This is a genomic window from Aliiglaciecola lipolytica E3 (assembly GCF_000314975.1).
Lineage (GTDB): Bacteria > Pseudomonadota > Gammaproteobacteria > Enterobacterales > Alteromonadaceae > Aliiglaciecola > Aliiglaciecola lipolytica.
Genome location: NZ_BAEN01000021.1, coordinates 64,861 through 87,057, shown reverse-complemented (window position 1 = coordinate 87,057; position 22,197 = coordinate 64,861). Strand labels below are relative to the sequence as shown.

The 22,197-nt window shown below is 40.5% G+C and carries 18 protein-coding genes; 4 read left to right on the top strand and 14 right to left on the bottom strand.

The annotated features are described in order from the left end of the window. Positions 1-30: 30 nt before the first annotated feature. From purF to truA, 6 genes are all read right to left on the bottom strand, one after another. Positions 31-1,557, bottom strand: a complete 1,527-nt coding sequence (purF, locus tag GLIP_RS04050; RefSeq protein ID WP_008843299.1) for an amidophosphoribosyltransferase — start codon at positions 1,555-1,557, stop codon at positions 31-33. A gap of 9 nt (positions 1,558-1,566) precedes the next feature. Next, positions 1,567-2,058 (bottom strand): CvpA family protein, encoded by a 492-nt coding sequence (locus GLIP_RS04045; RefSeq protein ID WP_008843298.1) that lies wholly within the window; start codon positions 2,056-2,058, stop codon positions 1,567-1,569. A gap of 76 nt (positions 2,059-2,134) precedes the next feature. Continuing rightward, entirely contained in the window at positions 2,135-2,770 is a 636-nt protein-coding gene (locus GLIP_RS04040; protein ID WP_008843297.1) for an SPOR domain-containing protein, read from the bottom strand. A 36-nt stretch (positions 2,771-2,806) separates the two neighbouring features. After that, positions 2,807-4,075, bottom strand: coding sequence for a bifunctional tetrahydrofolate synthase/dihydrofolate synthase (folC, locus tag GLIP_RS04035; protein ID WP_008843296.1), 1,269 nt, complete (start codon positions 4,073-4,075; stop codon positions 2,807-2,809). A 14-nt stretch (positions 4,076-4,089) separates the two neighbouring features. Next, complete coding sequence (gene accD, locus GLIP_RS04030; protein WP_008843295.1) at positions 4,090-4,938, bottom strand: acetyl-CoA carboxylase, carboxyltransferase subunit beta; 849 nt, start codon at positions 4,936-4,938, stop codon at positions 4,090-4,092. 177 nt (positions 4,939-5,115) lie between these two features. Then, on the bottom strand, positions 5,116-5,913 hold the full coding sequence (gene truA / locus GLIP_RS04025; RefSeq protein ID WP_008843294.1) for a tRNA pseudouridine(38-40) synthase TruA: 798 nt from the start codon (positions 5,911-5,913) through the stop codon (positions 5,116-5,118). A gap of 411 nt (positions 5,914-6,324) precedes the next feature. Here truA and GLIP_RS04020 point away from each other — a divergent pair, with 411 nt between their 5' ends. Both GLIP_RS04020 and GLIP_RS04015 read left to right on the top strand, forming a co-directional pair. After that, positions 6,325-7,029 (top strand): hypothetical protein, encoded by a 705-nt coding sequence (locus tag GLIP_RS04020; RefSeq protein WP_008843293.1) that lies wholly within the window; start codon positions 6,325-6,327, stop codon positions 7,027-7,029. A 113-nt stretch (positions 7,030-7,142) separates the two neighbouring features. Next, complete coding sequence (locus GLIP_RS04015) at positions 7,143-8,303, top strand: serine hydrolase domain-containing protein (RefSeq protein WP_040521849.1); 1,161 nt, start codon at positions 7,143-7,145, stop codon at positions 8,301-8,303. 414 nt (positions 8,304-8,717) lie between these two features. Here GLIP_RS04015 and GLIP_RS04010 read toward each other — a convergent pair whose 3' ends face one another. The 6 genes from GLIP_RS04010 to GLIP_RS03985 all read right to left on the bottom strand — a co-directional run bounded on the left by GLIP_RS04010 (position 8,718) and on the right by GLIP_RS03985 (position 18,292). Beyond that, positions 8,718-10,031: a metal-dependent hydrolase family protein gene (locus GLIP_RS04010; RefSeq protein WP_008843290.1), complete on the bottom strand. Its 1,314-nt coding sequence runs from the start codon at positions 10,029-10,031 to the stop codon at positions 8,718-8,720. Positions 10,032-10,284: 253 nt separating this feature from the next. Beyond that, on the bottom strand, positions 10,285-13,377 hold the full coding sequence (locus tag GLIP_RS04005; RefSeq protein WP_008843289.1) for a FimV/HubP family polar landmark protein: 3,093 nt from the start codon (positions 13,375-13,377) through the stop codon (positions 10,285-10,287). A gap of 452 nt (positions 13,378-13,829) precedes the next feature. Continuing rightward, positions 13,830-14,846 (bottom strand): aspartate-semialdehyde dehydrogenase, encoded by a 1,017-nt coding sequence (locus GLIP_RS04000; protein ID WP_008843288.1) that lies wholly within the window; start codon positions 14,844-14,846, stop codon positions 13,830-13,832. Between the two features lie 58 nt (positions 14,847-14,904). After that, positions 14,905-16,035: a 4-phosphoerythronate dehydrogenase gene (locus GLIP_RS03995; protein WP_008843287.1), complete on the bottom strand. Its 1,131-nt coding sequence runs from the start codon at positions 16,033-16,035 to the stop codon at positions 14,905-14,907. Positions 16,036-16,043: 8 nt separating this feature from the next. Further along, on the bottom strand, positions 16,044-16,493 hold the full coding sequence (locus tag GLIP_RS03990; protein ID WP_008843286.1) for a DUF3291 domain-containing protein: 450 nt from the start codon (positions 16,491-16,493) through the stop codon (positions 16,044-16,046). Positions 16,494-16,657: 164 nt separating this feature from the next. Further along, positions 16,658-18,292: a methyl-accepting chemotaxis protein gene (locus GLIP_RS03985; protein WP_008843285.1), complete on the bottom strand. Its 1,635-nt coding sequence runs from the start codon at positions 18,290-18,292 to the stop codon at positions 16,658-16,660. Positions 18,293-18,715: 423 nt separating this feature from the next. Here GLIP_RS03985 and GLIP_RS03980 point away from each other — a divergent pair, with 423 nt between their 5' ends. Further along, complete coding sequence (locus tag GLIP_RS03980) at positions 18,716-19,186, top strand: FKBP-type peptidyl-prolyl cis-trans isomerase (protein ID WP_008843283.1); 471 nt, start codon at positions 18,716-18,718, stop codon at positions 19,184-19,186. Between the two features lie 79 nt (positions 19,187-19,265). On the opposite strand, the gene GLIP_RS03975 is transcribed toward GLIP_RS03980, so the two are convergent. Continuing rightward, complete coding sequence (locus tag GLIP_RS03975) at positions 19,266-20,021, bottom strand: class II aldolase/adducin family protein (protein ID WP_008843282.1); 756 nt, start codon at positions 20,019-20,021, stop codon at positions 19,266-19,268. A 100-nt stretch (positions 20,022-20,121) separates the two neighbouring features. Here GLIP_RS03975 and GLIP_RS03970 point away from each other — a divergent pair, with 100 nt between their 5' ends. Continuing rightward, positions 20,122-20,814, top strand: a complete 693-nt coding sequence (locus GLIP_RS03970; RefSeq protein ID WP_008843281.1) for a Crp/Fnr family transcriptional regulator — start codon at positions 20,122-20,124, stop codon at positions 20,812-20,814. Positions 20,815-20,850: 36 nt separating this feature from the next. Here the strand turns inward: GLIP_RS03970 and fabB are convergent, their stop codons facing one another. After that, positions 20,851-22,065, bottom strand: coding sequence for a beta-ketoacyl-ACP synthase I (gene fabB / locus GLIP_RS03965; RefSeq protein WP_008843280.1), 1,215 nt, complete (start codon positions 22,063-22,065; stop codon positions 20,851-20,853). Between the last annotated feature and the right edge of the window lie 132 nt (positions 22,066-22,197).

Below are 22,197 nucleotides of genomic sequence, written 5' to 3'. Positions count from 1 at the left end.
GGCTCAGCCTCGCTTAAACAAATTAATTGCTTAGTCGTCACTATCTAAATCTAGATTGTGCATTTCTAAGTTACTCAACTCAGTTTGAATCATTGCCTTTTTAGCCCCTTCCGAACGCGCACTATCAACGCGTTCTAAATAAGCTTGGTCAATGTCCCCGGTAATATAATCGCCATCAAAGACCGAAGTTTCAAAGCGTGAAATGCTTGGATTTTCAATATTGACAGCTTCAACCAAATCTTGAATGTCTTGAAAAATCAAACCATCAGCCTTAATAAGTTCGCTAACTTCGTCAATATCGCGGCCATACGCTATTAATTCGTTGGCGCTTGGCATATCAATACCGTATACGTTGGGAAAACGAATCTCAGGGGCTGCGGAGGCAAAATACACTTTTTTGGCACCCGACTCTCTGGCCATTTCAATAATCTGCTCAGATGTTGTGCCACGCACAATTGAGTCATCAACAAGTAACACATTTTTACCTTTGAACTCAGATTTGATGGCATTGAGCTTACGCCTAACAGACTTACGTCGCATCGTTTGTCCGGGCATGATAAAGGTACGCCCGATATAACGATTTTTTACATATCCTTGACGATAAGGAAGATTAAGTTCTATAGCAATTTGCAAAGCCACATCAGAAGAAGTTTCAGGAATAGGAATGACCACGTCAATATCTAACTCTGACCACTCTCTGGCAATTTTCTGACCTAACTTTTTACCCATGTTCACGCGAGAAGCATAAACCGAAATACCATCGATAAACGAATCCGGTCTGGCAAAATAAACAAACTCAAAGATACATGGGATGTTTTGTGGATTTTCGGCACACTGTTTAGTAAACAATTCGCCATCTTCGGTAACATAGATAGCTTCTCCAGGTGCAACGTCACGAATAAACGTAAAACCAACCGCATCTAGCGCAACGCTTTCTGACGCAACCATGTATTCGTCGCCCTGCTCTGTTTTACGCTTTCCAAGTGCCAGCGGACGAATACCAAACGGGTCACGAAATGCTACCATACCATTGCCAATTATCGCAGCGACTACAGCATACGCACCACGGATCTTTTTATGCACGTTAGCCACAGTGGTAAACACTTCTTCAGGTGTCAAGGTTAAGCCTGCACACTGCTGCAATTCATGAGCGAAAATATTCAAAAGCAATTCTGAATCAGATGTCGTATTGATATGGCGTCTAGCTATACGAAACACTTCTTCTTGTAATTCATGAGAATTAGTCAGATTACCATTGTGCGCAAATGCAATTCCAAAAGGTGAATTTACATAAAACGGCTGTGCCTCGGCAGAACTTGAAGAACCCGCTGTGGGATAACGAGCATGGCCGATCCCGAGCTGCCCAGTTAGGCGCTGCATATGCCTATTATGAAACACATCACGAACCAATCCGTTGGCTTTACGTAAATGAAACATGCCATCATCGATAGTCATGATTCCAGCGGCATCTTGCCCACGATGCTGAAGCACGGTTAGCGCATCATATAGCGCTTGATTTACTGCACTCTTTCCAACAATTCCGACAATACCACACATGCAATTTACCTATTTATTCGGCGTTAAAAAACTGGAGTTATTTTGTATAAAACTAAAGAACCACTCGATGATAGGAGTGAATTCAGGGATTAATTTTGAACTAATCCACCACTCAGATTCAGACGAGGTAGTGAACGTATCTAAGAAGAAAAGAACTGCGCTGACGATTAAAATACCACGCAAAATGCCAAACACTGAACCTAACGCTCTGTCTGTACCGGTCAAACCAGTAAAATGCACTAGTCTTGAAATGAGATAATTAATCAGCCCACCTAGTATTAGCGTGCTGGCAAATAGAATCGCAATAGACACCCCGTTCCTGACCATCTGATCGTCAAACTTGGTCATATAAACAGCGAGATACTCATAAAATTGGCTTGCGATAAAAAAAGCGGCGAACCAAATGGCTAACGATATAGCCTCTTTAATAAATCCCCTAACCAAACTAATAATGGTGGAGACTGCGATAACGCCAATGATGGTGAAATCTATCCAATTCATAATGACCCGGTCACATTAATTGTTGGTTCGTTAAAATCGCGCGCATTCTATCAGAGATTGGATTTTTTTCTAGTATTCATTTCACTGTGAATGGTGTAACTCGACCCTGCAATTTGGTCAACTCGCGAAGATGGGGAACCGCTTGTTGCAGCTTTTCTTTTTGTAACTCAGGACCTACAAAAACTTTGGTAAGCTCTCCCGTGCTGGTTTGCACTGGTCGGCTAAATGCTTGATATCCTGCTTTTCGTAATTGACTTAACAACTCACTGACATTTTTTTGATGACGAAACACACCCAATTGAATTACCCAACCTGCCTGAGCTAATAATCGGTCATCATTGCCCATTGGATTAACATCGACTTTATCTTCGATTGGACGATCTATATCTGCAGCACTAGCGTTATCCTGTTTCTCACGCTGAGGCATCACATCCGCAGATAAATTAACATTATCTTCGTCCTGATTTATCTCAAAATCATCAGTCGCTACATCAGGCACAATTTCAACTTTACGACTTACATCCTGTTTCACTTGTTCTGTGGGAAAGTCTTCTGCTTTTTGTACATCGCGCATTAGTGGTTGTTCGGGGATTGAGTCGAACAGCTCTTGGCTAGTTTGTTTTTCACCGTCTAATAAATCTGGCAAAAATATCACCGCCAAAGCCACAATGATAATGGTGCCAACTAATCGATTTTGTAGTGCTGAAGTCAAAACTTTCCCTCTTCAATGCTAATAGCGTCATAGCGCTTATTTATTTAGCGATGACGTTTCCATCACTTCACAAACGGTGAAAAAAGAACCAAAAACAACGATTAAATCGGTTTGTTCCGCTTTCTTTTTAGCCGCTTGCAACGCATCGGTTACGTGATCAAACTCTACCACTTTTTGCGATGGAGTGAGCACTGTTTTTAGCGCTTTACTTTGCGCGCCTCTTGGCACGTTAAGAGAGGCAACATACCAATTGGCTTGCAGCGATTCAAGTGGTAATAGACTACCTGCAATATCTTTGTCTTCTAACATGGCCACAACTAGATGCAAACGATTATAATTCATGCGTTTGATGCGCGTTGCTAACAATTCAGTTGCTTGTGGATTATGTGCTACGTCGACGATAACGTCTGGTGCTTGACTGATTAGCTCAAAACGGCCGGATAAGCTCGCTTTTTGCAGCAATAACGCTATATCAGCCTGAGATTGGGGTAAATAGCCTAGCAAACTCAGCACCTGAAAAGCCGTAGATGCATTTTGCATAGGAATTAAAGGAAGTGGCAATTGGGTGAGTTGCCGAGTTTGATTGTGCCAACGCCAAAACTGCTGCCTATCTTCAAAACCGAAGTCCCTACCCTGCCACGTTGCTTTAGCTTCAAATTTCTCAACTTCTTCTAACAAGGTTACTGGTGGCTCAGGTTCTCCAATCACAACAGGGATTTGTGCTCGCATTATGCCCGCTTTTTCCACAGCAATCAGTTCTCGGGTATTGCCTAGCCAGTCTTGGTGATCAAGCGCAATACTTGTAATCACAGCGATATCAGGCTCAACAATATTTACCGCATCGAGTCTGCCTCCTAGCCCTACCTCTAGTATCACATATTGTGGCTGCTGCTGAGCAATGAGCACCAAAGCGGCTAAGGTAGCAAACTCAAAATAGGTTAATGAGGTTTGGCCACGAGCCTGTTCAACCCGCATAAAAGCTTGCACATGTGCCTGTTCACTCAACATATTGCCGTTGACACGCACCCGCTCTTTATAATCAACAATATGTGGCGAGCTATATACAGCAACACTTTGCTGTTGCGCTAACAAACCAACCTCAATCATTCGACAGGTGGTGCCTTTACCATTTGTGCCTGCCACAGTGATGACTTTACTATTGGAAAAATCTAAATTGAGGTGCTCAAACACTTGCTGAGTGCGGGCAAGGCCCATATCGATTGATTTACTGTGAATCGCTTGAAGATAGTCTAACCAGATAGACAAAGACCAGGAAAGCTGCGGCTTTTCCTGGTCTTTTTGCATTGTACTTTTTGGCATTAACGTGGCTGTGAATGAAGTTTTCGTAAGATGCTGTGTACTTTATCACGCATTTCGCGACGATCAACTATCATATCGATAGCCCCTTTTTCCACCAAGAACTCACTGCGCTGGAATCCTTCAGGCAAGGTTTCCCGCACTGTTTGCTCAATTACTCTAGGTCCAGCAAAACCGATGAGAGCTTTAGGTTCAGCTATATTGATATCGCCTAACATGGCTAAACTAGCTGAAACACCACCCATGGTTGGGTCAGTTAACACTGAAATATAAGGTAAGCCTTGTTTACTCATGCGCGCTAAAGCTGCACTGGTTTTGGCCATTTGCATAAGCGAAAACAGGGCTTCTTGCATACGTGCACCACCACTGGAAGAAAAACATACCAAAGGCATATTATGTTCCAAACAAGCTTCTGCCGCTTTAACGAATCGTGCTCCTACGACCGACGCCATCGAGCCGCCCATAAATGAGAACTCAAAAGCGGCACAGACCATGGGCATCCCTTTGAGTTTGCCCTGCATAACCACCAATGCATCTTTTTCGTTTGTAGCTTTTTGCGCGGCTAGAATACGATCTTTATAGCGTTTGGAATCTTTAAATTTCAGAACATCTTGCGGCTCTAAATTTTCACCGATTTCTTTTCTATCAGCCTGATCCAGAAACGAATTAATTCTCGCTCTAGCAGTAATACGCATGTGGTGGTCACATTTAGGACACACTTCAAGCTGCTTTTCTAATTCGGTTTTATACAAGACCGCGCCACAAGAACCACATTTTGTCCAAATTCCCTCGGGCACATTACTTTTAATCGAGGACTGGGTTCGCGGTAGTATTTTTTGTATCCAACTCATTCAATTCATCCTAATTGCAAAAACTAGCGGTGTTTTGCTGCTATTTTCGCCAAAATCATGACTAATATAGGTTAAGCGACATTTATTTTAAATAAAACATCATATCTCGCCATTAAAACATAGTTTAGTCTTGGGAAGAAAACAAAACTGGTCTAAGAAGTTCAATCTAAACTACTTTTAGAAAAACGCAGGTCCCAGTGGAATATCAGGTATTTCGAAATGCTCCGGATATAACACTTTGACCAGATACAACCCATTTGGTTTTGCCGTAGCCCCTGCTTTCGCTCGATCACGTTTGTCCAGTAATTGCTTCATCCATTCTACTGGTTGCTCACCGCTACCAATTACGGCCAGACTGCCAGTAATATTGCGTACCATATGATGTAAAAACGCATTGGCCTGAACATCAATCATAATATATTCTCCACGGCGAGTTACTTGGATATGCTCTAAGCGGCGTACTGGCGACTTTGATTGGCATAAAGATGCCCGAAATGCACTGAAATCATGCTCTCCAACCAAACATTGTGCAGCTTCGTGCATTTTCTGATGGTCTAATTGAGTGTACATATGGGTTAACCCACTGGCTAAAATTGCAGGCCGAAACGGGTTGTTATAGATAACATATCGATAGCGTCTACCTATTGCAGAAAAACGTGCGTGAAATTCGGGATTGACTTGTATAGCCCATTTCACAGCGATGTCTTTTGGCAAATTAGTATTTACCCCTAACGTCCAACTGCGCTCAGGGCGAAAAGCAGAGGTTTCAAAGTGAACTACCTGACCAGTAGCATGTACCCCTGCATCTGTTCGACCTGCGCACAAAACACTCACCGGTTGATTCGCGACCTTGCTCAACGCCTGTTCTAAAAGCAGTTGCACGCTGGTGACTTGGGACTGTCTTTGCCAACCGTAATAATTACTGCCGTCGTATTCGATACCTAAGGCGATTTTATGCGTTTGTTGATGTTCCACTAAAACCCTTGTTATGTAAAAAGCCAAACTGGCACTAAAAGCACTAATTAGAAATAAACCTTTGAAGGTAAATTAACACCGTTAAAGAATTAATTTATGGCCTTTTAACGTTCGCGTCTATTCAGTGCTGAAAAATTGCGTCATTGTAATGAAATTTACCGCAATTTTCATAGCTTGTTTGCAAATAGTAGATTGTGACTAATTTTTAGTTGCCAGACCTTAATTGAAACAGAAAAGTATTACTTAAAATTACAACTCAAAATACAACAGCATTGCCAATAAACATGACTTTTTTATATTTTACGACCTCGAAATTTGCTTAAAACTAACCGTTTTAAAGCTGGCCTGAAGGCTGTTATACCTGATTAAATACTGTGCTAAGCTTGGTAAAAACAATAGGAGGGAATCGACTTGTTACTACGAAGAGTTTCACAGCACGTAAAAACACAGAATTGGTTCGCTGTCGCAATAGACTTTTTTATTGTAATTGCCGGCATCTTAATTGCCTTTCAAATTACAAGTTGGAATGAAGCGCGCAAAGACAGCAAACGGGAGCTGCAAATCATTGATCGTTTGCAATCCGAATTTACTATGCTTGAAAATGAAACAGAGGAGTATATTGAATTTGTTGAGTCAACCAAGCCAATAATAGCAGAATTTGAACAGCAAATTATTAATTATCCCGAAGATGCAAATCTTGAGCTAATGAAACGCTTTTTCGAAACTGCGTTTTCTTTACCTCGTCCTGCAGGCCAGTCAGATACCTATCAGCAACTTATTGCCAGCGGGGATATGAACGTCTTAGACAATCAAACTTTACTTGCTGAACTTGTTAATCACGCTTCTTTAACGGATTACTTTTTACACGTAAACCAAGCTACTCGAGAATGGAGTAGATCATATGTAGTTCCGCTTGTTCGATTAAGGTCCTTGCTCAACGTTTTACCACTAGAAGAAGCAGTCTCCTCGTCAGGCACCAAGGCTGATTTGATAGTTGCAATCAATCTTTATAAAGAAGTGTTTGAAGACCAATTGAATATACTTAAAGCGCATAAAGAAAGCTTTGCAGAGCTCAATAAAATGCTCATCGACGAAAAACACGAAAAGAATTTATAGAGAATAAAAGAGCCTTTTCTGATTTAGCGCAATGGCTGAACGGATAATAATATCGTACTGTGATGGATAAATTTAAAATCACATCCATTAAAAACCTTTGGGAAATCGAAAACATGAATAATTTCAACCGACTTATTTTTATTCTCCCTTTTTTCATACTGCAAATGGATGCTTTTGCTAGTTCAGCAAAAAGTATTTCCTTAGACAACACGCTAAGGACGCTTATTCCAGCTGATGAACCGGGATGTTCAGTGGGTGTATTTGAAAATGGAAATGCCCTGATTAAAAACGGTTACGGATTGGCGAACGCTGAACTAAATGTCGCCATGTCTGATCATAATGTGCATCGAATGGCATCTGTTTCTAAACAATTTACTGCCATGGCAGTGCGCTTGTTGGCGGACGAGGGCAAGATTGACCTTAACAAAGACATCTCAACGTACGTTACCAATTTACCTATGTATGGCACTAAGGTTTCCATAGAAAGTATTATTGGTCATACGGCTGGCATGGGTGACTACGATTTGATTTCAACATACGATTACCCTGATGATTTTAAAGCGGAAAAAGGCGCACTCAATTTAAAAGCGGTTTCTGGGCATCCATTCCGCATCGGTAATGAAGATTATTTAAGCGTGTCAGAATTTCATGATGTAGTGAAAACGTTGCCTTTAATACTGCCACCAGAAACTGAATGGCGATACAGCAATATGGGCTACATCATATTAGCTATTCTAGTGGAAGAAGTAAGCGGGTTAACCCTGCGAGAATATGCCGATAAACATATTTTTAAACCGCTTGAAATGAATAACACATTTTTTGCAGATGATGCTAACGAGTTAGTTAACAATAGAGCATACGGATACACCAAAGACAATGACGGTAACTATATAAATAATATGACAAATTTGTTCGTTGTTGGTGATGGCGGGCTACACACCAACATTAGCGATATGCAAAAGTGGGATGCCCAATTTTATGCACCAAAATTAGGTAAAAACCCTACTGCATTTATACAAGCGTTTATGCAACCAAATAGTTCACTTGCAGTTAACCCTGTGAATGAGAATGAAACACATTATGCAAATGGACAATTTATTAGCAACTCAGAAAATGGACTCGTAGTACATCATTCTGGTGGATGGTTAGGAGCACGTATCATTTATCGGCGCTATCCAGATAGACAATTCATGAATTTAGTCATGTGTAGTAATACATCTATTGATGATAGGAAAATCGCTGATGCAATTGATAAATGGTACTTCGGCGAATAAAAAACTAAATGTGCTAACAAAGCAAAGCGAACAGCAAACATTTTTTGATAACCCTCTGTGTAATCCAAACTAATTACCATTGGACCGGAACAAATCGAAAATCTAACAAATCGACAGTTTGAGGTTTTGCTTAAAGAATATGATCTTATCCAATCAAAAGTGAATGGTTCTGACACTAGAATTTTTTCAACTCTTTATCTTTAATGTCGCGAGTTTATATACTGGCAGGTTAATTGTCCTCGCAGTTATTGGGTATATACTCGAAATGACTTAATTTGATGATGACAGCTCCTAGCAGTCAAACGACTGTCGGTTTGGAGCAAATATCGGATGTATAGAATCAACTAATTAAAAAGGCTCTCTAGTACCGGTTTAACGCCATTGGTAAACGCGCTTTTATCCAAAAAGTATTGTTTAATTTTTATAAATCACGCCTTCTTTCATTACGAAAGTTACAGCTTCCATGACACGAATATCCTCAAGAGGATTAGTAGATACGGCAATAATGTCGGCACGCTTTCCTTGTGCTAGCTCGCCACGATCTTCTACACCTAATAACTGCGCAGCGAAAATGGTTGCCATACGCAGAGCATCAGCTTCTGAAATACCATTACGAACTAGCGCGTTAAACTCCAAAGCCGTATTGTTGTGTGGAAAAACACCATTATCAGAGCCAAATGCCATTTTTACACCTGATTTGTAGGCGAGTTTTAAACTCGCGACAACTAAAGGCTTTAAATAATTATTTTTAGCGACTGTTTCTGCAGGTGTTTCAGGAGGTAGCTCAAACTCATTCAAATAGGTTTGTGGCACCAAAAACGTTCCATTTGCTTTCATCAATTCAACTGATTCTTCAGTTAAAATAGAACCATGCTCAATCGAGTCAACGCCAGCCATAACTGCGGCGTTAATGCCGATAGTGCCATGCGCATGGGCAGCAACTTTTAATCCAAGTTTATGTGCTTCTCTGACGATAACTTCGAGCTCTTCAATCGAATATTGTTGTGCGCCCACTTCGGCGTTTTGAGAAAAAGAATAAACTCCGCCTGTTGCGCAAACTTTGATTACCCTTACACCAAATTTTGCTTGATAGCGTACCGCTTTAATCGCTTCAGCTACGCCATCCGCTATCCCGCCTTCTGGTCCTAAACTTATGATGCCTGGAGCATAACCGGTCCAATCACAATGTCCACCAGTGATAGAAATAGCGTGTCCCGCTGGCCAAATATCGGGGCCTTCTACAAACCCGGCATCAATTGCTCGCATCAATGCGACATCAGGGAATCCAGGCTGAGCACCTAAATCACGAATAGTAGTAAAACCTGCGTTTAACACATCGCGAGAAAACTTAACGCCTTGTAAAGCCCAGTCAGCTGTAGTTTGTTTTGCAATAGCGATAGTCCAGTCATCACCAGTAAAATAGTCACTTGTAATGTGCGTATGCATGTCTATTAAGCCCGGTAACAAAATCTGATCACCTAGATCAATTACCTTTAGATTTTTGGGAATCGTTGCTGGGTTGATGGCGTCGATTATGCCATTGCGAATAATAAGGGTGGCTGGAGATACGATTTTTGCATTACGAACATCCAACATGCTACTCGCTTTAAGAATAAATGATGATGCGGCGTCTGTGGAGCTGGCACTAAATGGCAATATAACGAACAAGAGTACAATAAATACGGAAATTAGCTTTTCATTCGACCTATGCAAGATTAGTCCATTCATGCTTTTCTCGTTTCAATATCATTAATTTAGTTATTAATACTAGCGCACATTAGCTCGCCAACATAATTAATCGTAGTTGATTGATTTTTATGAAAAATTCAATTGAAATAAAAGCGGTTTCAATAGCGGGACGCTGTAATATTGTAGATTTTTCAGCTGTGCTGACAGTATGTTGATGGAGAGATAGCCAGATTCCTCCTGATCATTGTTTAATATTTGGAATCTGACCAATGCACATAGGCTAGTGATACTTCTAAGAAAGTTTTTCCAACAACTCTTTGGCTTCTTCTTGTTGTAACTCATCGCCTTTTTGCAATACTTCTTCGAGTAGTTCTTTGGCCGAATCGATGTCATCTGTTTCGATGTAAGCTTGGGCAAGATCCAATTTAGCGCCAATTCCATGATCACCGTCTACATCTACTTCATCGGCGTCACCTAGGCCTTTGTACGATTCAAACGCCGCAGCTAAATTTAGATCTTTATCGATTTCTAGATTACCTTCCGCTTCTATACTTTCATTGATTAGGTCGTCCACATCTAGAAAGTCATCTTCTGATTTTGTTTCAACGGTTTCAGGCGTGTCATCTATATCATTTAGCAATGCATCAAAATCTAAACCACTATCTAAATTATCTGTGGCGTCTTTGGCTTTTTCCTGTTCTTGAATTTCGTCATCAGTATCATCGATACTATCGAGCAGTTCATCAAAACTTGTGTTTTCTAGTTCATCTATCGAGGTAGATTCATCTGCTTCTTCTGAAGATAGCCAATCACCTAAACCGGGTAAATCATCTAATTCAACGTTTTCTTGTCTATCTGATTTTTGGTTTTCAGTTTGTGATTCTTCTTCGTTTAAATATCCTTCATCAAACGCTTTTAGCGCCTCATCTAGATCTGCATCATCAAAACCATCTGAATCGCTTTCTGACAAACTATCAATATCATCTAGACTAGGAATATCGTCATCTAAATCCGGTATGACTTGCTCAATTTCGCTATCTTGCTCAGATTCTATGATGTGCTCCAATTGCACATCATCGTTTTGTTCACTTGCTTGAGGCTGATCTTCGCTTTCTAACTCAACATCAAAGTTTGTCGCTTCTGATACGACTTCTTGTTCAAATTCAGCTAGCGCTTTATCGAGATCTTCAACTGCTTCGCTTTCTGTTTCTAGCGAATCTTCAGTGTCGTCTATGTCTTGTTCTAATGACGATTCGTCTGCTTCTGAATTTGGTAGGCTTTGCTCAACATCTGCTAGTTCACTTTCAGCATCGCTATGTTGTTGATCAATGTCGTCTTCCAACTCAGCTAAAAGCTCGTCAGCTGATTGTGTTTCAACACTGGTGTTTTCAACGTTTTGTTGCTCCAATAAAGCGTCAATGTCGTCCAAATCAACTTCATTATCTGTAGCATCTTGCTCTTCGATAGCTTCGTTAGGTTGTTGCGCTGCGGCATTTTCATCTAAGCTATGTACCACTTGCTCAGATGATTGCTCGGAATCATCAGGGGCATCAAAAAGCTCATCTGAAATTTCTAAATCTTCTTCACTATCTTCAGGAATTTCTTCTGCATCTACATCATCATCGATGTCTTCAGACAACGAATCCAATTCTTGAATACCCATCTGGCTTTCAGTTATTTCTGGCTCTTGGGCGTCGTCCTCTAACATATCGCCCATTTGTTCTAGCTGCTCAATTTCATTTAACAGCTCATCGGTAATATTATCCAACTGCTCATTCTGCTGATGAATTTCCTTATCGATATTCTGCAACATCTCTTCATTCATTAAATCTGGATTATCAGAAATAACAGAATCAACATCTTCTTCCTGCTGCGGACTTTCTAACAACTCATCGATACTAATTTCAGGTTTATCTGGCTCATCATCAATATCGACTGGTGAAATTGTACTTACGCTGTCGCTTTTATGTGTTTCTTCTACAGTCTCTTGAAGGTCATCTTCATCAGTACTTAGTTGATCAATTTCTGCTTCTTTGAGGTCTGAACTTAGATCACTGATATCCGCGATGTCTTCTTCAATGCTTGCATCCAGATCTGTTTCTGATAATTCAAAATCATCTTCTTGAACATCTTCAGTTTCTAAAACATCAAGATCATCCTCAATCTCAGCGAGTAGATCCTCATCTTCATCTTCGTCAAATAAGCTATCCAACTCATCCTGATCCAATGCTTCAGCATTGTCTTCTAATTCATCAGATGCTTCTTCGATAACCGGATCTAAGCTTTCATCATCTAAGTCATCAAAGGCTTCGAATTCTTCGTCTATAGCTGAATCTAATGACTCTTCGAGTTCATCAGACAACACGTCATCGAGTAAATCATCATCACCAAATAAGTCATCATCCTCGCCATCATCTAGTTCTTCACTCAACTCATTTGTTAAGGCATCAGCTAAATCGTCCATTTCATCACTTTGCTCTAATACTGCAGCGTGATTTTCATCTAATATAGATTCAGAAGGTGTTTCCGCACGATTTCGGCGGATTAACCACATGGCTAATGCACCTAAAAAACTAATAGTGAGTAAAGCGGAAAGGAAAATCAAAAACAAAGGATCAGTTAACCACGCAAAATGGTTATTTTCCATTTCGGCTTTTCGTTGAGCCTCTGCTTCTTTAGATATCGCTAAAAGTTCATTTTGCAGGGCAAGCATTTGGTCCATCTGAACTTGTAGTTCTTCGTCCACACGTCCACGCAGGCTACTTATTTCTGTATCAACTAAGTCTAACCTATCAACCAATTTACGGTTTTCAGTCAATAGCGTTTGCACACTTTCAATTGACTCGGCAAATTGCTGCCGAATTGCCATAAATTGGCGACTTTGTTCCGCATCTAAAGCGGTTAATTTATCTTCTATTACTTGTTTGGTTGCAGTGAGATCATCTTTACTGGCGACTTCGCTGACTTTTTTAACGACAACTTTGTCGGTTTCTCCTCGATTGAACGCTTGCCAAGCACTATCGTCTTGTTCGGCTTTCAACTGAGCTTGTTTAACATCAATTCTTGCGGCGTATTGTTCGGAAGGTAGATTTAGAATACTGCCGTCAATCAAGTGATTAAAGTTTTGGTCATCAAACGCGTCTGGATTGAGTTGATATATCGCCTGCATTACCTGATAAACAGATAAGTTTTTGTTTTGACGATATTTACTGGCAATGCGCCAAAGCGTATCTTCTGGGGTTATTGGACCGTAGGTGCTGCCGGAAAGCTCAGAAGTATTACCTTTTGGGCCCTTAATTTGAAGTTGCTGGGCATCAATAGTGGCGCTGATAGACCAAAGTCCTACGCTGGCAAATAGTAAAAACGCTACCTGTCGCACATTCATATAATTATGTCATCGCCCTATAATAATTATTATTCTTGCTCACAGTATTCGTGGCAATTGCTAAGTGTTCACTTATGAGTTTACGCGCTAAACCGAAATAAAAAGTTGAGCATCTGGATCAGTTACGTAGCAAATCCCATTCCAAGCTTCATCCAATACATTGAACAGCAACTAAATACTTATTACTGCAAATATAAACCACATAAGAAATATGATCTACCAACAAAGGAACTAAACCTCAACTAACTTGTGATACTGCATTTAGTTACAAAGGCTAAGAGTAACCTGGGAGATTAGTCTTAAATTTCAGATTACCTGTAGTTATCGACACTTATGTCAATTTCATTAACCATTAGAGTTTGTAAAATCTCAGTGAAATGGCATTTAAATTGTGAAAAAAAATCATAAAAAAAGGTCAGGCAAAGCACTGACCTTTTAAATTTAATTAGTAATTACATGTAATCGCGAATTAGCACTTCGGCAATTTGCACACTGTTAAGTGCGGCACCTTTTCTCACATTATCTGAAACTACCCACATATTTAGGCCGTTTGGATGAGAGATATCATTTCTCACTCTGCCCACGAAGGTTTCATCATGACCACTGGCATTGCCAACCTGAGTTGGGAAGTCTTCTGGCTTTTCCATCAACTTAACGCCAGGTGCATTAGCTAATAATCTTTTTGCATCTTCAGCATCAAGCGGAGAGTGAGTTTCTAAATGAATTGCTTCGCCGTGGCCATAAAATACTGGAACACGAACAGCAGTTGCATTCACTAAAATTGAATCGTCGCCCATTATTTTCTGGGTTTCCCAGACCATTTTCATTTCTTCTTTGGTGTAATCATTATCAAGAAAAACATCAATTTGAGGGATCACGTTAAATGCAATTTGGCGGCTAAATGCCTTTGGTGTAATTTCTCTTCCACTTAGCAAATCTGTAGTTTGTTTGGCCAATTCTTCCATTGCAGATTTGCCTGCACCAGAAACTGACTGATATGTTGCAACATTAATGCGGGCAATACCAACAGCGTCTTGAATAGGCTTTAATGCAACCATCATTTGAATCGTTGAACAGTTTGGATTAGCAATAATATTGCGATTTCTAAAGTCAGCTAACGCATGGGGATTAACTTCTGGCACAACCAATGGAATATCAGGTTCATATCTAAAATGGGAAGTATTATCGATAACCACACAGCCCGCTTCTGCCGCTTTTGGCGCGAAGATTTCAGAGACACTGCCACCAGCAGAGAAGAAACCTAGTTGGACACTAGACCAGTCAAAAGTATCTGCATCTAATACGGTAATCTCTTTGCCCTTGAAAGTCACTTTTCCACCAGCAGAACGACTACTTGCTAACGGATACAATTTGTTAACCGGAAAATCTCGTTGTTCGAGAATTTCAATCATGTGTTGACCAACTAAACCAGTTGCTCCTAAAACAGCAACATCAAAAGCGCGAGACATTAGTGCATTACTCCAATAAATATGAATAAACTAAGCAAACGGTTATCGTCCAATTCGCTCACTTATGGATGGTATTGAAACCAAGGCCGTAGAGTGCCTCGGAAACGGGAAAATTTCCAGTTTTTAAGGTGACAGAAGCAAATTCTCTTCTTATAGCATAGTGTTTTCGGCTATAAACAAAGTCTGCCGCTGATTTAACCTGCTTTTTAAAGCCTTGACTATCGTCCATCACATTGTAAGTGGCTAAAATAGCGGCACTCACTTGCTCAATCTCTGACTTACCTTCTAATTGACTCATTTCAATCACGTCAGCATTAGGAAGACAACTTTCAAAGCTCAACTTTTGCGGCAATTGAAAGCGCTCACACAATTGTTGATACAAAAAGTACGTCCCCCTCGCCTTTCCTTCTAGCGAATGTCCAGCGATATGAGCTGTGCCAATTCGGCAATGAGGAACCAACTCAAAATCGATTGTGGGTTCATTTTCCCATACATCCATATTAAGACGCATCGCTTTACCACTTTCGAACAGCGTTTTAGCCGCCTGATTGTCGATTACTTCGCCCCTACATGCATTAATCAAAAGCTGCGACTCTTTGAGTTGTGTGAGGCGTTTGGAATCAAACATATGCTTGGTAGAATACTCACCCGTTGCGACAAATGGCACATGTAGACTAATAATGTCACATTCACATATTTCATCAATACTGACAAATTCTCGATGATCTCCGCTTGCGTGCAACGGCGGATCACATAATTTGGTATTTATGCCTAACAACTTTAAACGCTTATCCAATTGTGAACCGACATGTCCTGCACCAACTATTCCCACTGTTTTGGTTAATAAACTTGGTAGGTCACTCGCATACTCAGTCATCAGGCAACTTAAAACGTATTCGGCCACCGCAATTGCATTACATCCAGCTGCACTTCCCCAAGGAATTGATTTACGGGCTAGCATAGGTTTATCAAGATGATCAGAACCGGCCGTCGCCGTGGCTACATATTTTAATTTGTGCGCTTTAGAGAGCAATTTTTCAGTGACTTTTGTGGTGGAGCGAACCAACAGCACATCAACATCTTGAAGCGCTTCCGGAGTCAGAGTCTGACTAGAGTATGCTTGGCACTCTCCAACTTTTGAAAAAAAATGCTCAGCATAAGGCATTGAATCTTCATATAAAATTTTCATTACTACTATTATTCCACAGGGTTATGAAACACCTTTGCAAACGTAAATGCAGAGGCGCTAGGCCCCTGTTCTCGCAATTGTGTGAGACGGGCCAAGGCTTCTGGTATTTCAGGAATATGGCCAGCAGGAATCCACCAGAGTACATAAGTATCTTGTAAATCCGTTTCAAACCATTTTTTACGTTGTTTTAAAAAATCCATATGGTGGGTTTTAAACATGAAGAATTTCAGACTTTCAACATCTTCCCATACAGATAAATTAACCAGCATGTTTGGATCGTCGAAATAGTGAATATCGGTAGCGTTGCCGCTTTCATCTTTGAGTCGCCAAATAAACCCCATTGATTGTTCCGCGATCTGGTTGATGGGATCAAGCCCTTGTGCAAACTCTTGCATCAATTCGCTATCAATACTATCGAGTGCTTTACCGATATTGAGCTGGGCTAAGTGATATTGCATGACAACTCCATCTAAACAACAGCTGCGTAGTTTATACCTTTGCTAGATTAAAATCACGAACTCAGAAGCGGGCAAATAAGCAGTATCGACATACAAGGTCACTAAAAATCAGTCTTTTGAGTGGCCTTGTATCCACGATTGTCAACTAGGTTGGTTAAAATGCTTTAGTTGTTTCCCTTTAATTTTTCCAAAACCGCATCCATTCTCATTTTAACTTGTGAGAGGGTTTTGTTGTCTTTTTGGCATGAATCTGCATGCGTGCTATTCGTTTGAGCTATCGCGTTTATCTCATCCATATTTCCAGCGATATTATCTGTTACCTGCTTTTGCTCGCCCAAAATGCCGGCAATGTCATTGATTAGTGCCGAAACTTTATCAATATGTGTCACGATAGATTGCAACTTGTGATCGGCATCGAGTACTTTATCAACGCCCGCCTCCGTGGCCTTTTGTCCTGAAGCAATAGAAAGAACAGCTTGTTGTGCGCCACTTTGTACGCTGCTAATAATATCCTGAATTTCTTCCGTTGATTTTTGGGTTCTTGCGGCAAGCGTTCTTACCTCATCAGCAACAACTGCAAACCCGCGACCTTGCTCCCCTGCTCTTGCAGCTTCAATTGCAGCATTAAGTGCCAGTAAGTTTGTTTGTTCTGCAATACTTTTTATCACGTCTAACACAGTACCAACGTTGTTGATGTCGTTGGCTAGCCCATCGATTACTTCTGTAGTGGTTTGAATTTGTGATGAGGAGTCACGAATAACACTGATGGTTTCTTGCATAACGCGCATTGAACTTTCTGAGGCAGTATTGGCGTTATTCGCTTCAGTGGTAGCTAAATGGGTTCTTTCAGTAACCAGATGTGCAGATTGACTTAAGTCTCGCGCTGCGTCAGATACAATAGCCGTTTTCGCATTTTGGCTTTGTACACCATTGGTAATGGCACTGGCACTATCCAGCAAACTATCTGACACATTTTCGAGATCACTTTGAGTGACGGCCATTTCATTGCAAATTTGTTTTAGGTTTTGACGTAAAACTTCAATCGCCTTGGACATTCTACCAATTTCATCACTGCGGTAAAAAACCACTTCTTTATCGTAATTGCCTTTACTGACTTCTCTCAAATGATCAATTAGTGCCGTTAATGGCCTAACAACACTGTTATTCATAAACCAGGCGATTAACGTTGTAAATATGATTATGGCTAAAATGATTGCCAATGTTCCGTAATCGATAGCTGCAGTCGCAGACGCTTCCGTTTCAGTGCTGGCTTCAATGGCTCTATTATGCAAAAGTTGCGAAAGTGATTCGAGTAACTGTGTGGGTTCGCGATCAATTCCTCTAACCGCATCATCTCCAACGGAATGATCGAAACCGCTGGAAATAAAAGTTTGATAGCCGCGCTCGTATTGCTTCAATAATCCCTGATGCACCTGGCCAAATTGGCGCATAAGAGAAAGCGTTTTGTCATCAAGCTGCAAAGCCAAATAAGTGTTCACTTCAGTCTGGATTTTTTTGTGCGTCTTTAAAAAACTTTGCCAATACTTCTCTCTATCAGCTTGGTCTTTCCCACGCAATAGTACGTTTTTCCATTCTTGAACTTGGCGCTTAAAATTAAGATTAATCGAATCAGAAATAAAAGTTGCGGTCACTTCTCGTTTAATTAACGAGTCGTATTGATCAATTTTGTTAGACAAAATACTAAATGAAAATATAGCGATTAGGCCAACAGAAATGATACCCACGCCCAGTAAACCTATAATTTTGGGCCGTAACTTTTTAAATTGTTCTGGGATCATAATGATTTTTCTCGCTGATCAGAAAAGCAATATTCATAGAATCAAACGTCTATGCACACGACCTTTTCGATTACTTTTTAAAATGAAGTTGAAAGATGTTTTTAAATCAACTCAACCCTTTTCATCAGAGTATAGGTTTGCTCTGGATTTTTTACCGAGATATAAAAGGTTAATTTAGAATTTTAACGACATTACATTTTGGTTCGCACTAGTATCAACGTATTTCAAAATATCATTGATAAACCAAGCTCTGATGCAAAAGGACTGTGTTTACTATTCGCCAAACCTTACCCACCAATTATGAAACTTTTATTACAAATACAAACCTAGGTAGCGAAAAGTGCGGATATATCGCTGAAATACAGAAATTTACGCTAAACATGATAACCTGACAATAAGCGATTAAATCAAACAGGATAAAATATGAAATTTATAATTTTGGCTATCGTCATTGCACTGGCTGTCTTTTTTTTCAATCGAAGCTCAAACAATAAAAAAATGGCGACTGAGAATATAGCGATAGGAAAAAAGTATCTTGCAGAAAATAAGACTAATCAAGATGTGCAAGAAACAGCGTCAGGTCTGCAATATCAAATTTTACACAAAGGTGAAGAAACGGAGCACCCTAGTGCAAATTCAACCGTAAAAGTTCATTATCACGGCACCTTAATAGATGGCAGTGTGTTTGATAGTTCGGTTGAACGGGGAAATCCAATTAGTTTCCCATTAAACCAAGTAATTCCCGGTTGGACAGAAGGCCTTCAATTAATGGTAGTCGGCGATAAGTTTAGGTTCTTCATTCCATCAATTTTGGCTTATGGCAACCAATCTACCGGTAAGATAAAAGCCGGTTCAGTGCTTATTTTTGACGTTGAACTTTTAGAAATTCAGTAATTGTCAATTAGCGATAAGATTTCCTAAATAACTAGAAATCTTATCGCCTTAGTCATTTTCGTACATTTACCTCACTAAACTACTCGTCATAGCCTGGATTTACTCTATCTAGCTTACGCAAAATACCTGGCCAAGCCAGAGCACCACCAACAGAACGTGTGACTTGTTTTGCCTGTGCTTGGATCCCATCTAAAATTGGTTTTGGGATGCTAATAAGTGGCTGACCAGTAGCTTGAGCCTGAAGCTGAATTTCACAGGCACGCTGTAACAAAAACATATACAAAAAGGCATCGGCAACACTTTCTGAGCAGGTCAATAACCCATGATTTCGCAGAATCATAAAGTGTTTGTCGGCCAAATCAGCTACTAGTCGAACCTTCTCATCTGGATTTAACGCAACGCCCTCATAATCATGATAGGCAAGTGACGCGAGTGGGAATAGCGATTGTTGACTGTAAGCTTCCAAGCCATTTTTCAATGTCGACAAAGCGACACCCGCTGAAGTGTGTAAGTGCATCACACATTGGGCATCTTCTCTCGCTTCGTGAACGGCACTATGAATGGTAAAACCTGCGGGATTAATATTATGCGTAGTGTCCATCACAATATTGCCTTCTAAATCAACCTTAACAAGATTGGAAGCGGTCACCTCTTCGAACAATAACCCGTATGGGTTAATCAAAAAGTGATGTTCTGGGCCCGGTACTCTGGCAGAGATATGAGTAAAGACTAAGTCATCCCAACCATAATGTGCGACGATTCTATAACACGCTGCCAGATCTACGCGCACTTGCCATTCTTGTTCGCTAACTAGCGCTTTTACGCTGGAAGACATAATGAAACTCCAAATAATTACAATTTAATAACATTTCATCACTGTAAGGTATCTTGTTGAGGTAAACTGTCGTCAGTTTGACAATCATAGACAAATCGCAGTGGATATATTAGAAACTGAAAAACTGTTTATACAAAACCAGTGGTTGGAACAGCTGCCGCAAGAAGTGATCCACGATTTAATTTTAGTAAGCAAAATGAAGCTATTGCAGAAAGGCCAAATTTTGCATGCAAAAGGAGATAATGCGGAAGGGTTTTACTGTGTATTAGAGGGCAAGATACGCATTAGTAACGTAAACTCTCAGGGCAAAGAAATGGTATTGACTTGGTTAGAATCCGGCACTTGGTTTGGTGAAATTTCAATGTTTGACGGCTTGCCTAGAACACACGATGCCCACGCTGAAGAAGTAACAAAACTACTCATGATTCCAAATGTCGCTTTTCAATGTTTACTTACTCAAAAACCACAATTTTACCCTTACTTTATGCGCATGTTGTGTCAACGCATACGAGTAACTTTTGATTTGATTGATGAAACCGGCGGATTATCGCTTCAAAGGCAATTAGCTCGGCGAATATTGCTGCTCGTGAATGGGTTACACAATACCAATAAACAAACAGGGAGCAAGCGGATTTCCATTTCCCAAGAATCGTTAGCACATATGATAAATAGCTCGCGGCAAACCGTGAACAAATTGCTAAATGAGTTGAATCAATTGAATATTATTCAGGTGCATTACGGAACGATAGAAATAATAGATATGCGGGCTTTAGAGCGGTTGTGCGAAATATAAAGAGCAAGGTCATTACCTTGCTCTTTTGTACTACGTTTATGCTTCGTATTTTTTAAGTACTAGGGTCGCGTTTGTTCCGCCAAAACCAAAACTGTTAGACATAACAGTATTGAGCTTAGCTTTGCGTGGCTCGGTAACCACATCCAACCCTTTAGCAGCTTCATCCAAATTATCTATATTAATAGAAGGTGCAATGAAGTCATTCTCCATCATTAAGATGCTGTATATCGCTTCATTGACACCAGCGGCACCCAATGCATGACCAGTCATAGACTTAGTTGAGCTGATTGCCGGGCTATTTCCGCCAAACACTTCTTGAATCGCAGCCAGTTCTTTAACATCGCCGACCGGTGTAGACGTACCGTGAGTATTAAGGTAATCAATAGGTGTATCTACACCTTGCATTGCCATTTGCATACAACGTACTGCGCCTTCACCAGAAGGAGCAACCATATCGACCCCATCAGACGTTGCACCGTAACCTACTACTTCGGCATAAATTTTAGCTCCACGAGCCAGCGCATGTTCTAGTTCTTCAACCACGACCATACCGCCACCACCAGAGCTGACAAATCCATCGCGATCTGCGTCATAAGTGCGTGATGCAATGGCAGGGTTGTCGTTATATTTAGAAGACAAGGCACCCATTGCGTCAAACTGCACAGAGAGTGTCCAGTGAAGTTCTTCTCCACCACCTGCAAATACGACGTCTTGTTTATTCAGTTGGATAAGCTCTAAAGCGTTACCGATACAATGCGCACTGGTAGCACAAGCAGATGCAATAGAATAGTTAATGCCTTTGATCTTAAAAGGTGTCGCTAAACAAGCTGAAACCGTACTGGCCATTGATTTGGTAACCATGTAAGGACCAACGCGTTTTACGCCTTTTTCACGTAAAATATCAGCCGCATCGACCTGACTTTTTGATGAAGCGCCACCCGAACCTGCGATTATACCAGTACGTATATTCGACACTTGTTCATCGGATAATCCCGAATCTTCAACAGCCTGCTGCATCGCAATATATGCATAAGCGGAAGCATCACCCATAAAGCGCAGTTGCTTACGATCAATGTGCTCTTTAAAATCTATATCTACCTTACCCCAGACTTGTGAACGCAGACCCATTTCTGCAAACTCATCTGAAAAGGTGATACCTGAACGGCCTTGTTGCAATGAATCCAGAACTTCTTGCTGGTTATTACCTATGCTTGAAACAATACCGATACCTGTTATGACTGCTCTTCTCATTTTTCACCTTTTATTACGATTTAGTCGAAAAATTTTCCGCATATAATAATGATTTTACAGACTTAACTGGTCTGCTCTTCTGCGAAATGAAATAATGCATTCTTTTAATGCTAGCATGTGAATTAGTAAGTT